Below are 13,860 nucleotides of genomic sequence, written 5' to 3'. Positions count from 1 at the left end.
CAGGCGGTGTGGACAGGTCGGTCTGCTGGGTACCCATCGAGAAGCCTCTGCTTCCTCGTCGGTCCAGGCCCTCGATCGGGGCACCGATGGGGGCGAGCATATGCCCGGTAATACGTACTAAATCCAGCTCAGTTGCGTCATGTCACCCGCCTGAGTGACGGGCGGGTCGAGCCGGGCACCTCGGGGCTCCGCGCCCCAGTGGCGGTGATCACCGGACGAGGTCGAGTTCGGCCCAGACCGTCTTGCGCAGGGCAGGTTGGGCGTCAATGCCCCAGCGGTCCGCGAGCGCCCCGACGATCAGCAGACCGCGACCCGACTCCGCTTCCCGGTCGGCCTCCACAACAGCTCCGGGCGCGGGAGGCAGCCGTTCGCCCCGGGCGTCGGTCACCTCGATGCGGAGGACCGCGTCGCGGTGAACGGTGAGGCGCAGCCGGAAGTCCCGGCCCTCCACGCGGCCGTGCAGCACGGCGTTCGTGGCCAGCTCCGCCACGATGTGCGCGGCCGGCCCGGTTGGCAGCCCCCAGTCCCCCAGGTGTGCCGTGGAGAGCAGACGGGCGAGCCTGGCGCCCCGACGAGTGGGAGAGAGCAGCACGGTGAACTGCCGGGCGGGAGCGGAATGTTCGGTTCGGGTGATTTCTTGGGTCACACCACTCAGCGTGGCGGCCCCTGCCTACCGTGAGAACCGGAAAGGCGGTTACGTACGGTGATTGTCCCGTCGCTGTCCAGTCTTGTCCCGGCTGTCCGGGGTGACTCGCGGGGGACGACCGAGGTTGGTGCAGGAACGGCAGGCGCATCGGAAGTGGGGTACGGATGAGCGTGGACGAGACCGTAACGGAGCGCGGCAACGACGGGGCGGACGAGCCCGGCTGGGACGTGGATCCCGACGACGAGTCGGGAGCTGCCATGGCGGCGACGGTGGGTCGTCAGATCAAGGCCTGGCGGGAAGCGGCAGGCATGCGGGCCGGCGAGTTCGGAGCCGCGATCGGATACGGGGAGGACCTGGTCTACAAGGTCGAGGGCGGCCGTCGCATCCCCCGCCCCGAGTTCCTGGACCGGGCCGACAAGGTGCTGGGGGCGGGAGGAAAACTCGCGCTGATGAAACGGGAGCTGGCGGAGGTCCGGTACCCGAAGAAGGTGCGGGACCTGGCGAGGCTGGAAGCCCGTGCTGTCGAACTCATGGCGTACGGGGACCACAACCTGCACGGCCTGTTGCAGACCGCCGAGTACGCGCGGGCACTCTTCGAGATGCGGCTTCCCGCGTACGAGCCGGATGCGGTCGAGCAGGCAGTCGCCGGGCGCGTGGCCAGGCAGGCGATCTTCGAACGGACCCCGGCTCCAGCTCTCAGTTTCGTACAGGAGGAAGTAACCCTGAGGCGCCCACTCGGGGGCACAATGGTTCTACGCCGCCAGCTCGAACACCTGCTTTCCATCGGCCAGTTGCGTCAGGTCTCCATCCAGGTCATGCCGATCGCCCGCGAGGAACACGCAGGAATGCAGGGAGAGACACAGGTGCTGAAGTTCAAGGACGGAACGGCTCTGGCACGCTCCGAGGGGGCGTTCAACGGCCGGGCGGTATCCGATCCGAAACAGCTTCGAATCCTTGAGCTGCGGTATGGCATGATCCGGGCCCAAGCTCTCCCCCCTCGGGAGTCGCTGGCCTTCATCGAGCAACTTCTGGGAGAGACATGATCAGCCTGCTGCCCGCCGAGGGCGTTGACGAACTGCACTGGTCCAAGAGCAGCTACAGCAGCAACAGCAGCGAGGCCGACTGCGTCGAGGTGGCGACCGCACCCGGCACGGTGCACGTCCGTGACTCGAAGGACGTTCGCGGCCCCCGCCTCGGCTTCGCCCCGACCACCTGGGAAGCCTTCGTCACGTACGCCTCAGAAGAACTGACGCCAGGGGTGCCCGACAACGGGAGCGCGGCGGTCGCGTACGTACGGTTCCAGTCGCCGCACCGCAACCCGCGAGGGCACTTCACCGGTGTTTTCGGGCTCGTCAACAACCTGGCGCGTGAGGGACGGCTCTCGGACGAGCAGGAGTCCTTCCGCCGAAGGAACAACAGTTGGTACGACGCGGCGTACACCGATCCCTCGACCGTTGACCCCGCGGTCTACGACGACGGGATCAACCCCGGCGCGGCGGCGTGGTTCAAGCCGTCGGCCGCGCATCTCCTCACGCGGGTCCCCGGCTATCTGGAGATCCTGGCCGCTCACGGCGTCGACTGCCTGACGCTGCGTTCCGGGGACCCGGGACGGGTCGTCTATGAGGACGACGTACAGGTCGTGGTCGTGCCGTACGCCTGAGCAGGGCTCCACCGGGAGCTACTTCCACGTGACGGCCACGACTGCCGCGGCCGCTGTGAACGACCCCACGGCGTAGAAGGCCCATGGGCGCTTGTTGCGCATGCCGACCAGGGCGGTCACCGCCACCAGGACGTCGAGGGCCAGTTTCACCCCCATCTTGGTGTCGTCCACCGGCAGGTCCTGGGATATCCGGGTCCAGACGAGTCCCGCACCGGTGACCAGCTGGACGACCGCGCTGCTCACCATGTAGCCGCCGGTCACCGGGTCCTTCCCCCTCAGCTGGTAGAAGACGCCGCCCAGGAGCGCGGCGAAACCGAACAGGTGGAAGACGAGGAACACATACCGAAGGATCTCCATGCCAAGGCACTCTCTCTGAAGTCGGACGAGCCGGTGATTCATTGCGCGGGGACCAGGCCGACTGCTGCGGCCGATACTCAAGTCACCCATGGGACACAGGCGGTTCATCGCAAGGCGAGCGGTGTCTCGGACGCGATGCGGGACAGCTTCTCGGGATTGCGGACGACGTAGAGACCGGTGATCCGGCCGGCTTCCACGTGGACGGCGACGATGCTGTCCAGCTCACCGTCCAGGTGGAGCGCGAGCGCCGGGCTGCCGTTGACCATGGTGGGGCCGAAGGTGATCGGGATCGTGTTCCTGCCGAGGCCGCCGGCCAGCAGGCGGGCCACCTTGCCGGCGCCGGCGATCGGCCGTAGCGCGGCGTGCTTCACGCCGCCGCCGTCACCCATGTAGACGACGTCAGGCGCGAGCACGTCGAGCAGCTCCTGAAGGTCCCCGCCCTTCAGTGCCCGCACGAACGAGTCCACGGCCTCCCGTGTCTGCCGCTGGGACACCACGGTGCGTGGACGCCGGGCGTCCACGTGACGGCGTGCGCGGTGCGCGATCTGGCGGACCGCTGCCGGGGTCCTGTCGACCGCCGCCGCGATCTCGTCGTAGCCGACGTCGAAGACCTCGCGCAGCACGAAGACGGCCCGTTCGGTCGGCGACAACGTCTCCAGGACCAGCATCACAGCCATCGACACGCTCTCGGCGAGTTCGACGTCCTGGGCCACGTCCGGCGTGGTCAGCAGCGGCTCCGGCAGCCACGGGCCCACGTACGACTCCTTGCGCCGGGACATCGTGCGCAGCCGGTTGAGTGCCTGCCGGGTCGTGATCCGGACCAGGTAGGCGCGCTGGTCGCGCACCTGGTCGAGGTCGACCTCGACCCACCGCAGCCAGGTCTCCTGGAGGACGTCCTCGGCGTCTACCGCCGAGCCGAGCATCTCGTACGCGACGGTGAAGAGCAGGTTGCGCTGGGCGACGAAGGCCTCGGTCGCCCGGTCGACGACGTGTTCCTCGCTCATGCGGTTCTCCACCATGCTGATGTCTCCCTCGTTCCGAACGGTTCGAGCGTTCGGGCTCAAGACACCACCTGCACGCCCCCTGTGACAGCCTGTGACCCAGATCACCTCACGTGCGCGGGCGGCCGGCCGCCGCGACCGGGGGTCACGCCGAACCACTGCTCGGCGCCGTACTCCACGAACCGTTCGACCTCGGTGAACCCCAGCTTCACCGCGAGACGCATCGAGCGTTCGTTGGCCACCTGGGTGCAGAGCACCACCGGTTCGCCGGGGCGTGCGCCGGCGAACCAGGCGAGTGCCGCCGTGCACGCCTCGGCGGCGTACCCGTGCCCCCATGCCTCGGGCAGGAAGGTGTAACCGAGTTCGGCCTCCCCGGCGTCCGGGCTGACGTGCCCCGGGCGTTCCGCGTCGCGCCGGTCGAGCGCGACCATGCCGATCATCGCTCCGTCGAGCTCGGTCACGAAGAGGCCGGGACGCCGCCCGGGCACCTCGGGCACCGCGCGTTCGAGCTCGTCACGCGGGCGGGGGCCACCGAGGTAGGTACGCACCTCCGGCGAGGCGAACATCTCGATGAACGCCTCACGGTCCCGGGCCTCGGACTCGCGGAGCACGAGCCGTTCGGTCCGTATCGGGGCGGGTGGCCAGGCGACGGCTCCGAGTCCGGTCATGGCGGGGAACCTATCGCACGCCCGCCGCGGCGATGCCGGCTCGGCCATGAGACCGCCCTGAAGGTCAGACAGTCGGCGTGCGGCCGCCGGCGCGAAGGGCCGCCACGACACCGCCGTCGACGAGCAGGTCGTTCCCGGTGATGAAGGTCGCTCCGGGGCCGAGCAGGAAGGCGGCGGCGTCTGCGATGTCGTCGGGGGTGCCCAGGCGGCCCGTGCCCGACGCGGAGACCATGGCACGCATCTGCTGACCGCTGACGCCGTCCAGCTCCTGCTGTCCCATCGGAGTCGCGATGACGCCGGGGCTGATGGAGTTGATCCGGGCTCCCCGCTCGCCCCAGGACACGCTTGCGGCCTGTACGCGCAGCCGGTTGCCGTACTTCGCCAGCCCGTACGCACCCTGCCCGAGGACCTCCGGATCGGTGAACGGCAGGTCCAGGAGTTCGTCGGCGGGCGCGTGGGCGAGGGCGGCCTCCTGCTCCGCGCTCAGGGGAGCTCGCAGCATGTGGCCGGCCATGCTGGCGATCACCAGGCCGGCGCCGCCCGGAGCGACGATCTGTCCGAAGGCCTCCACGACCAGGGCCGTGCCGAGCAGGTCCACCCGGAGGACCGCGGCGGCGGGGGCCTGGACCGGGGAGAGCCCCGCCGTGTGGACGACCTGGGTGACGGGGCCGAGTCGTGCCGCCGTGTCGGCGAGGGCGGCGACCGAGGAGCGGGAGGAGACGTCGACCGCCTGCGTGCTGACGTCGTGCCCCTGCCCGCGCAGCAGTTCCGCGACGGTGGTGAGTGTCTTCTCGTCGAAGTCGGCGAGGAGCACCTTGTTTCCCGCGCCCTGACGTCGGGCGATGGCCTGCCCCATCCCGCCGACGCCGATGACTACGACCACGTTCGCGCCCATGACGCCTCCCATTGACGTAACGGTTCTTTGTCGCAATTGAACACGGGACGGGGCCGGGTCCCCCCTCCGGGCCCGGCCCCGCACATTCCCCTGTTCCCGCACCCGTTCAGGCGCCGCGCGCCGCCGCGGTGGACCCCCGGACCACCAGCTCGGGCTGGAACACGTACTCCGTGCGCTGCACGGGGCTTCCGGCGATCTCCTCCAGCAGCGCCCCCACGGCCGCCGCCGCCATCGCCTGCACCGGCTGGCGCACGGTGGTCAGGGGCGGGTCGGTGAAGGCGATGAGCTGGGAGTCGTCGAAGCCGACGACGGAGACGTCCCGGGGGACGTCGAGTCCCCTCTCCCGCGCCGCCCTGACCACGCCGAGCGCCATCAGGTCGCTGCCGCAGACGATGCCGGTGCAGCCACGGTCGAGCAGCGCGCCCGCCGCGACCTGGCCGCCCTCGACGCTGAACAGCGTCGAGCACACCAGGAGTTCCGCCTCCTCGCGGTCCATGCCGAGCACGGACACGGCGGCGTCGACGAACCCGTCCCGCTTGCGCCGGGACGGCACGTAGCGCTGCGGCCCGATCGCCAGGCCGACCCGCCGGTGACCGAGCTCGGCGAGATGGCTGACGGCCATCCGTACGGCGGCCTGGTCGTCCGGCGAGACGAACGGGGCGCTGATGCGCTCGTTGTAGCCGTTGATGAGGACGAACGGCACACCTCGCTCGGTGAGCGCGGCGTAACGCGCCGGGTCGGCCGAGGTGTCGGCGTGCAGCCCGGACAGGAACACGATGCCGCCCACACCGCGCTCGACGAGCTGTTCGACCAGCTCGTCCTCGGTGGCGCCTCCTGGCAGCTGGGTGCAGAGCACGGGCGTGTAGCCGTGCCCCGCGAGTACCTGCTCCACGGACTGGGCGAACGCCGGGAAGATCGGGTTGACGAGCTCGGGCGTCACCAGCCCGATCAGCCCCGCGCTGCGCTGCCGCAGCCTCACGGGGCGTTCGTAGCCGAGGATGTCGAGCGCCGCGAGCACCCGCTGACGCGTGGTGTCCGCGACGCCCGGCTTCCCGTTCAGGACACGGCTGACGGTGGCCTCGCTGACCGCGGCCTGACCGGCGATGTCGGAGAGCCGCAACGCCGGCCCGGTCCTGGGTGCGGGGACGGTCACACCGTCCACCACACCGTGGTGTCGGCGGGCAGCTCGACGGTGGTGCCGTCCACGGCGACAGGGCCGCTGGCGAGCAGCAGCGTGCCGGGGGCGGCGATGCTCACCGGCGCTCCGGTGGTGTTGACGGTGGCGACGAAGCCGGGGCGGCCCAGGGCGAGCACGCCCTCGGGGGCGTCCAGCCACTCGACGTCCGTACCGGCGCCGAGACCCGGGTGCTCACGCCGTGCGGCGATCGCGGCGCGGTACAGCTCCAGCGTGGAGCCCTCCGTGCCGGACTGCGCCTCGACGGAGAGCTCGCCCCAGCTGTCGGGCTGCGGCAGCCAGCTGCCGCCGCTGCCGAAGCCGTACGAGCTGCCCTCGCGGGTCCACGGGATCGGGACGCGGCAGCCGTCGCGGTAGCCGTCCTGGCCCTCGGCCCGGAAGAAGGACGGGTCCTGGCGGGCCTCGTCGGGCAGGTCGGTGACGTCGGGGAGGCCCAGCTCCTCGCCCTGGTAGATGTACGCGGAGCCGGGCAGCGCCAGCATCAGCAGCGTCGCCGCGCGAGCCCGTCGCAGACCGAGCTCGCGGTCGCCGGGGGTACGGATCTGGGTGCCCAGGCCCGGCGGGTTGCCGAAGCGGGTGGCGTGCCGGGTGACGTCGTGGTTGGAGAGCACCCAGGTGGTGGGCGCGCCCACCGGGCGCATCGCGTCGAGCGAGGAGTCGATGACGGTGCGCAGCTCGGCGGCGTCCCAGGCGGTCGACAGGTACTGGAAGTTGAAGGCCTGGTGCATCTCGTCGGGACGCACGTAGTTGGCGGTCCGCTCGACGGTCGGGGTCCACGCCTCGGCTACGAGGACGCGGTCGCCGGAGTACTCGTCGAGGACGGTGCGCCAGCTGCGGTAGATCTCGTGCACACCGTCCTGGTCGAAGAACGGCATGACGTCGTTGCCCAGCAGTTTCAGCTGGTCGTGCGATCCGAGGTCCGGCAGGCCCTCCGCCTTGACGAGGCCGTGGGCGACGTCGACGCGGAAGCCGTCGGCGCCCATGTCGAGCCAGAAGCGCAGGATGGAGCGGAACTCGTCCGCGACGGCCGGGTGTTCCCAGTTGAAGTCGGGCTGCTCCGGCGCGAAGAGGTGCAGATACCAGTCGCCGGGAGTGCCGTCCGGGTCGGTGGTCCGGGTCCAGGCCGGGCCGCCGAAGATGGACTCCCAGTCGTTGGGCGGGAGTTCGCCGTCGGTGCCCTTGCCGGGGCGGAAGTGGTAGCGCTCGCGCAGGGCCGATCCGGGTCCCTCGGCGAGGGCGCGCTTGAACCACTCGTGCTGGTCGGAGGAGTGGTTGGGAACCAGGTCGACGATGACGCGCAGGCTCAGACCGTGGGCCTCGCGGATCAGGGCGTCGGCGTCCAGCAGGGTGCCGAACATCGGGTCGATGGCCCGGTAGTCGGCGACGTCGTAACCGGCGTCGGCCTGCGGGGAGGCGTAGAAGGGGCTGAGCCAGACGGCGTCGACACCGAGGTCCCGGAGGTACGGGAGCCGCGCGGTGACACCCGCGAGGTCCCCCATGCCGTCGCCGTTTCCGTCGGCGAAGCTGCGTGGGTACACCTGGTAGATCACCGCGTCCTGCCACCAGCCGGTGCGGTGGCCCGGGGCGTCGTCGGACGTGCCGGTGGAGGGGGCAGCGAGGTGCTGGGTCATGTCGTCCCTGGGGTGTCTGGGTGGGGAGCGGCGCCGGTGCCTGGTCGGGGATCCGGCGCCGCCGTGACGTTGCGTGCGGTCGTGCGGGGACTGGGTGCGTCAGCCCTTGACGGCTCCGGCGGACATGCCGGTGACCAGGTGCTTCTGCGCGAACAGGAAGACCAGCGCGGCCGGGATCGCGATGAGCACGGACGCCGCGGTCATCGGGCCCCACTGGGCTCCGTACTGGTTGACGAACTTCTGCAGTCCGCCGGCGAGCGTGAGGTTCTCGTCACCGACCATGAAGGCGGAGGCGTAGGCCACTTCGCCCCAGGCGGTGATGAAGGAGTAGAAGGCGGTGACGGCGAGGCCGGGCTTGGCGAGCGGCAGGATGAGCCGCCAGAACGTCCCGAACGGGGTGAGCCCGTCGACCTGCCCCGACTCGTCGATCTCGCGCGGGATCGTGTCGAAGAAGCCCTTCATCATCCAGGCGCAGAAGGGCACCGAGATGGTGAGGTAGGTGATGACGAGCCCGGCCGGCTGGTTGAGCAGGCCCATCGTCGACATGATGTTGTAGATCGGCACGATGAGGACGGCCACCGGGAACATCTGGGTGACGAGCAGCGTCCACATCAGCCCGCGCTTGCCGGGGAAGCGGAAGCGGCTGACGGCGTAGCCGGTGGTGGCGGAGACGAAGACACCGATGACGGTGGAGAGCCCCGCGACGATCACGGAGTTGCCGAACCAGCTCAGGAACTCGGTGTCCTTGATCAGGTTGGTGTAGTTCTCGAACGTCGTCTCTTTGAAGAAGTCCGTGGTCGACGCGAACTTCGCGGGCTTCAGCGACGTCAGCAGGACCCACAGCACCGGGAAGACCGCGATCACCGAGGTGATGATCAGGGTGAGGTGCAGGGCCAGGGACGCGGCCGGCGAGCGGTCGCCGCGGCGGCGGACCTTGCGGGCGCCGTGCCGGGCGGAGGTCTCGGCGGTTGCGGAGGGTGCGGTGGCGGTGGTCACCAGTTGTCTCCCTGCGTGCGGAGCACTCGCCGGTACACCATGGCGAAGAGCATCAGGAGTACGAGGATCAGCACGCCCCAGGTGGAGGACTGCGCGAAGTCGCGCGGGCTGATCTCGAAGGAGAATTTGTACGCCTGGGTGACCAGGATCTGCGTGGCCTCACCGGGTCCGCCGCGGGTCAGCAGGAAGATCACCGGGAACATGTTGAAGGTCCAGATGGTGGAGAGCAGGACCACCGTGGTGGACACCGGGCGCAGTCCGGGGAGCGTGACGTGGCGGAAGCGCTGCCAGGCGGTGGCGCCGTCCATCTCCGCGGCCTCGTACTGCTCGGCGGGGATCGACTGCAGTCCGCCGAGGAGGGCGACCATCATGAACGGCACGCCGAGCCAGACGTTGACGGCGATGACGGAGAACTTCGCCCAGGTGGGGTCGTTCAGCCACGGTATGCCGTCGATGCCGGCGCCGCCGAGGATCTTGTTGAGCAGCCCGTTGTTCTCGTTGTAGAGGAAGCGCCAGGCGAAGACCGACACGAAGCCGGGGATGGCCCAGGGCAGGATCAGGGCCATGCGGTAGGCGGAGCGGCCGACGATCCTGCGGTTGAGGATGTTGGCGAGGGCCATGCCCAGGCAGAAGGTGATGGTCACACAGGAGACCGTCCACACCAGTGTCCAGCCGAGCGTCCCGAGGAACTGATTGCCGGTCAGGGCGTCCGCGTAGTTGTCCAGACCCACGAACTCGTAGGTCGCGGGCATCTCGTTGACACCGATGGACCGGGCGACGTTGCGCTCGTTGGCGTCGGTCATCGACAGCCAGATACCGCGGACCAGCGGATAGCCGATGATCACGCCGATGACGAGCACGACCGGGGCGACCATGGTCCAGGCGTACCAGTGGACCGACAGGGCGCGCCGGAACCTGCTCGGCGGTGGGGGGTTACCAGTACCGCGGCTCCGGCCGCGGGCGACGTCGTCGCCCGCGGCCTTCGCCACCGACTGGCTGGTGTGGACAGCCATCAGCCGGCCTGCCTTCCTGAGTTACTTCCAGCCCTTGAGGAGCTTGCGGTAGGAGTCGCCGGTCGCCTTCGCGGCCTTCTCCGGCGTGGTCTGGCCGGTGAGGACCTTGGTGTACTCGACGTTCAGCGGGGCGAAGAGGCTGCCGGTCTCCGGGATCCAGGGACGCTCGACCGCGGTCTCGACGACGGGCTTGAAGAACTGCACGATCTCGCTGTCCACGGCCTCCTTCTTGGAGTACGCGGAGGTGCGGGTCGGCAGCAGGTTGAGCTCACCCGCGGTCTGGGCCTGGGCCTCGACCGAGGTCATGTACTCGACGAACGCGTAGGAGGCGTCGAGGTTCTTGGAGCCCGCGTAGACACCGAGGTTGTGGCCGCCCTGCGGAGCGCCCTGGCCCGCGGTGCCGGCCGGCACCGTGGAGATGCCCAGGTTCGCCTTGTCGGTGAACTCCTTGCCGGTCAGGGTGTCGGCCACGGCCCAGGGGCCGTTGATCATCATGGCGACGTCGCCGTTCTTGAACGACTGCATCATGTTCTCCCAGCCGTCCGTGGCGTCGGTCTTCGCCGTCCCGGATTCGACGAGGTCCTTCACGACACCGAACGCCTTGACGCCCGCGGCGTTGTCCACGGTGACGGTCTTCGCGTCGGCGTCGACCAGGTCACCGCCCTCGCCGTAGAGGAAGGAGAGGAAGTAGTACGAGTCGTCGCCGCGCAGGTAGAGACCGGTCTTGCCGGTCTTCTTCTTGATCTTCTCGGCGACGGTCTTCAGGTCGGCGATCTTCGCCGGCGGCTCGACGCCCGCGTCGGCGAACATCTTCTTGTTGTAGAAGATGCCCATGGAGTCGATCACCTGCGGGACCGCGTACGTCTTGCCCTTGTACTTGGTCGAGGCGGCGGCCTGCTTGAGGAAGTCGCCCTCGTCCTTGAGCGCCGCGGTGCCGTCCAGCGGGGCCAGGTAGCCGAGGTCGGCGAACTCGGGGGTCCAGGCGACCTCGGAGCGGATGACGTCGGGGGCGCCGGAACCGGCCTGGGCCGCGTTCTTGAACTTGTTCTGCGCCTCGCCGAAGGGAACGTTGACGTACTTGACGTCGACCTTCGGGTGCTTCTTCTCGAAGCCCTCGGCGATCTTCTTGAAGACCTTGTCCTCGCTGCCGACGTTCGAGGTGTCCCACCAGGTCACCGTGCCGGAGAGCTCGCCCGAGCTCTTGCTGCCGCCGGACTCGTCGTCGCCTCCGCAGGCGGTCGCCGCGAGCGCCAGGGTCGCGACCAGGGCGGTGGCCGTTATGCCACGTCGCATCTGAACTCCTTCAACTGCCGTACCGCTCCGTCGCGGCGCCGGGTCGACGTGAACGTAACAAGGATGAAAGACGACCGAAAGACCTTGCGGAATATTTCTGCAAGCACTGCTGATCGTTACATTGGCGTGTCCGCAAGGTTGCCGTCAAGCCTCTTGACGGAAGCCCTTTCACCCTGCCCACGCCAGGCCAGGCCCGGCAGGGCGGCGGTAGGACCATCCGATCGCAAGGGTCCGGATCCGTCCGCAAGGACTTGCAAGATGTTGCTGCGGGAGGTCCGTCCGACGGCGGCGGCCGGGGCGGTCCGGCCGAATCCCGCGCATGGTGGGCAATCCGACACGCGCCCGGTACAGTCCATTGCCATGACCGCACGGCTTGCCGATATCGCAACTCAGGCGGGGGTCAGCGAAGCGACGGTCAGCCGCGTACTGAACGGCAAGCCCGGTGTTGCCGCGACCACCCGTGAATCCGTCCTGGCGGCGCTCGACGTCCTCGGCTACGAACGCCCCGTCCGGCTGCGCAGGCGCAGCGCCGGCCTCGTCGGCCTGATCACGCCCGAGCTGGAGAACCCGATCTTCCCCGCGCTGGCCCAGGTCATCGGCCAGGCGCTCACCAGGCAGGGCTACACACCGGTGCTGGCGACGCAGACGCCGGGCGGCTCCACCGAGGACGAACTCACCGAGATGCTCGTCGACCGCGGGGTCTCGGGCATCATCTTCGTCTCCGGACTGCACGCGGACACCTCTGCCGACATGCAGCGGTACGAGCAACTGCGCGCCCAGGGTGTCCCCTTCGTCCTGGTCAACGGCTTCTCCCCCAAGGTGCAGGCGCCGTTCATCTCCCCGGACGACCGTGCGGCGATGCGGCTCGCGGTGACGCATCTGGTGGCGCTGGGACATCAGCGCATCGGACTGGCGGTCGGACCGAAGCGCTTCGTGCCGGTGCTCCGCAAGATCGAGGGGTTCCACGCCACGATGCGGGAGCAGCTCGGACTCACCGCCGATGCCGTGGAGGAGCTGATCCAGCACTCCCTGTACACGCTGGAGGGCGGGCAGGCGGCGGCCTCGGCCCTGATGGAGCGCGGGTGCACCGCGGTGGTGTGCGCGAGCGACATGATGGCGCTGGGCGCCATCCGCGCGGCCCGCAGGCTGTCGATGGAGGTCCCGCGCGACCTCTCGGTGGTCGGGTACGACGACTCGCCCCTCATAGCCTTCACCGATCCGCCGCTCACCACGATCCGGCAGCCGGTGACGGCGATGGGCCAGGCCGCGGTGCGCACCCTGCTGGAGGAGATCGGTGGCACTCCGGCTCCGCACAGCGAGTTCGTCTTCATGCCCGAGCTGGTCGTACGCGGTTCAACCGCATCGGGTCCGGCCCCTGCCTCCCCGGGGCACACCCGCCGGTGAAGTGCTGGATGTGCGACCGGAACCCGACCGGAGGATCATCGGGCGGAGGGGGATGTATCTGGCAGACTCTGCGCCTATGGGTGAATCGCACGTGACCACACAGGAAGACCGCACGGCGGCCACCCCGTCACCCGTCGCGGACGGAGCGACGGCGTCCGGTTCATCCGGTTCCTCGGGTTCCACGAGAGCGGTCGTTCCGCCCCGCATGCGCATCCGCGTCTCCCTCAGCTCCCTGCGCTCCCCGCGCCGCCCGCGTCTCTGGTTCGAGATCCTGCTGATCGCGGTCAGTTACTGGCTCTACTCGCTGGTGCGCAACGCCGTTCCCGAGCAGAAGGCCGCGGCCCTGCGGAACGCCGACTGGATCTGGTCCCTGGAACACAGCATGGGGCTCGCCTTCGAGCAGACGGTCAACCACGCCGTCAACTCGGTGACATGGCTGATCGTGTCGATGAACTACTACTACGCGACGCTCCATTTCGTCGTGACCATCGGTGTGCTGGTCTGGTTGTTCCGCCGGCATCCGGGCCGCTACGCGGCAGCCCGTCTGGCCCTCTTCGCCACCACCGCGGTGGCCCTGCTCGGCTACTACGTCTTCCCGCTGGCGCCGCCCAGGCTGATGAGCGGCGGCGGCTTCTTCGACACGGTGATGCTGCACCAGACCTGGGGCTCGATGGCCTCGGGCAACTTCAAGCACATGTCGAACCAGTACGCGGCGATGCCGTCCATGCACATCGGCTGGTCCCTGTGGTGCGGTCTGACCATCTGCGCCCTGGCCTCCGCCCCGTGGGCCCGGATCCTGGGCGCCCTGTACCCCGTGGCCACGCTCGTGGTGATCGTGGCGACCGCGAACCACTTCTGGCTGGACGCGGTGGGCGGTATGGCCTGCCTGACGTTCGGCGTGGCGATGTCCTACGCCTGGTACGGGGCTCTGCCGCACCGACTGCCGAAGCGGGTCCAGCGGCCGGGCCGGAGCCGCCTGCGCGCCCTGCGCCGGCCACCCCTGCGCGCGCCCGAGCTGACTCCCAGGGCCGATTCGGGTTCCACCGGCGACTGAGCCCGGAGGCCGGGACCGGCTACCGAGGGGGCGACGCCGCCCGGTCA

At 69.5% G+C, this 13,860-nt stretch carries 14 protein-coding genes and 1 pseudogene; 5 read left to right on the top strand and 10 right to left on the bottom strand.

Translation table 11 applies throughout. The features are described from left to right. Positions 1-208 precede the first annotated feature (208 nt). Positions 209-646, bottom strand: a complete 438-nt coding sequence (locus P8A20_RS26655; RefSeq protein WP_306104373.1) for an ATP-binding protein — start codon at positions 644-646, stop codon at positions 209-211. Positions 647-810: 164 nt separating this feature from the next. On the opposite strand from P8A20_RS26655, the gene P8A20_RS26650 reads away from it, so the two are divergent. The 3 genes and pseudogenes from P8A20_RS26650 (at position 811) to P8A20_RS26640 (ending at position 2,306) form a co-directional block, all read left to right on the top strand. Then, positions 811-1,689 (top strand): helix-turn-helix domain-containing protein, encoded by an 879-nt coding sequence (locus tag P8A20_RS26650; RefSeq protein WP_147963112.1) that lies wholly within the window; start codon positions 811-813, stop codon positions 1,687-1,689. Further along, positions 1,686-1,886: pseudogene (locus tag P8A20_RS26645) on the top strand (DUF397 domain-containing protein); the annotation flags it as partial. The gene P8A20_RS26650 and the pseudogene P8A20_RS26645, both read left to right, overlap by 4 nt. Before the next feature lie 18 nt (positions 1,887-1,904). Continuing rightward, a complete protein-coding gene (locus P8A20_RS26640; protein WP_306105204.1) occupies positions 1,905-2,306 on the top strand; it encodes a hypothetical protein in 402 nt (133 codons plus the stop codon). Between the two features lie 18 nt (positions 2,307-2,324). Here the strand turns inward: P8A20_RS26640 and P8A20_RS26635 are convergent, their stop codons facing one another. The 9 genes from P8A20_RS26635 to P8A20_RS26595 form a co-directional block, all read right to left on the bottom strand. After that, on the bottom strand, positions 2,325-2,663 hold the full coding sequence (locus P8A20_RS26635; RefSeq protein ID WP_147963113.1) for a hypothetical protein: 339 nt from the start codon (positions 2,661-2,663) through the stop codon (positions 2,325-2,327). 104 nt (positions 2,664-2,767) lie between these two features. Next, positions 2,768-3,682 carry an RNA polymerase sigma-70 factor gene (locus P8A20_RS26630; protein ID WP_187282384.1) on the bottom strand — a complete coding sequence of 305 codons (915 nt, stop codon included), beginning with the start codon at positions 3,680-3,682 and terminating at the stop codon, positions 2,768-2,770. Between the two features lie 86 nt (positions 3,683-3,768). Further along, the gene (locus P8A20_RS26625; RefSeq protein ID WP_147963114.1) at positions 3,769-4,332 is read right to left on the bottom strand and encodes a GNAT family N-acetyltransferase; all 564 of its coding nucleotides are present in this window, start codon (positions 4,330-4,332) and stop codon (positions 3,769-3,771) included. Between the two features lie 64 nt (positions 4,333-4,396). After that, positions 4,397-5,227 carry an SDR family oxidoreductase gene (locus P8A20_RS26620; RefSeq protein ID WP_147963115.1) on the bottom strand — a complete coding sequence of 277 codons (831 nt, stop codon included), beginning with the start codon at positions 5,225-5,227 and terminating at the stop codon, positions 4,397-4,399. A 106-nt stretch (positions 5,228-5,333) separates the two neighbouring features. Then, the gene (locus P8A20_RS26615) at positions 5,334-6,392 is read right to left on the bottom strand and encodes a LacI family DNA-binding transcriptional regulator (protein WP_306104372.1); all 1,059 of its coding nucleotides are present in this window, start codon (positions 6,390-6,392) and stop codon (positions 5,334-5,336) included. After that, positions 6,377-8,053, bottom strand: a complete 1,677-nt coding sequence (locus P8A20_RS26610) for a glycoside hydrolase family 13 protein (protein ID WP_147963117.1) — start codon at positions 8,051-8,053, stop codon at positions 6,377-6,379. Before P8A20_RS26610 ends, P8A20_RS26615 begins: the two co-directional genes overlap by 16 nt. Before the next feature lie 99 nt (positions 8,054-8,152). After that, positions 8,153-9,049: a sugar ABC transporter permease gene (locus P8A20_RS26605; RefSeq protein WP_147963118.1), complete on the bottom strand. Its 897-nt coding sequence runs from the start codon at positions 9,047-9,049 to the stop codon at positions 8,153-8,155. Continuing rightward, positions 9,046-10,062, bottom strand: coding sequence for a carbohydrate ABC transporter permease (locus P8A20_RS26600; RefSeq protein WP_014156612.1), 1,017 nt, complete (start codon positions 10,060-10,062; stop codon positions 9,046-9,048). The genes P8A20_RS26605 and P8A20_RS26600 overlap by 4 nt, the downstream gene beginning before the upstream one ends. 21 nt (positions 10,063-10,083) lie before the next feature. Further along, positions 10,084-11,355, bottom strand: coding sequence for an extracellular solute-binding protein (locus P8A20_RS26595; RefSeq protein WP_147963119.1), 1,272 nt, complete (start codon positions 11,353-11,355; stop codon positions 10,084-10,086). Positions 11,356-11,715: 360 nt separating this feature from the next. Here P8A20_RS26595 and P8A20_RS26590 point away from each other — a divergent pair, with 360 nt between their 5' ends. Then, on the top strand, positions 11,716-12,759 hold the full coding sequence (locus P8A20_RS26590) for a LacI family DNA-binding transcriptional regulator (protein WP_147963120.1): 1,044 nt from the start codon (positions 11,716-11,718) through the stop codon (positions 12,757-12,759). A 205-nt stretch (positions 12,760-12,964) separates the two neighbouring features. Then, positions 12,965-13,813: a phosphatase PAP2 family protein gene (locus tag P8A20_RS26585; RefSeq protein WP_371934444.1), complete on the top strand. Its 849-nt coding sequence runs from the start codon at positions 12,965-12,967 to the stop codon at positions 13,811-13,813. The last annotated feature ends 47 nt before the right edge of the window (positions 13,814-13,860 follow it).

The sequence above is a fragment of the Streptomyces sp. Alt3 genome, assembly GCF_030719215.1.
GTDB lineage: Bacteria > Actinomycetota > Actinomycetes > Streptomycetales > Streptomycetaceae > Streptomyces > Streptomyces glycanivorans.
The sequence above is the reverse complement of the archived record's forward strand: the minus strand, read 5'-3'. Positions and strand labels throughout refer to the sequence as shown.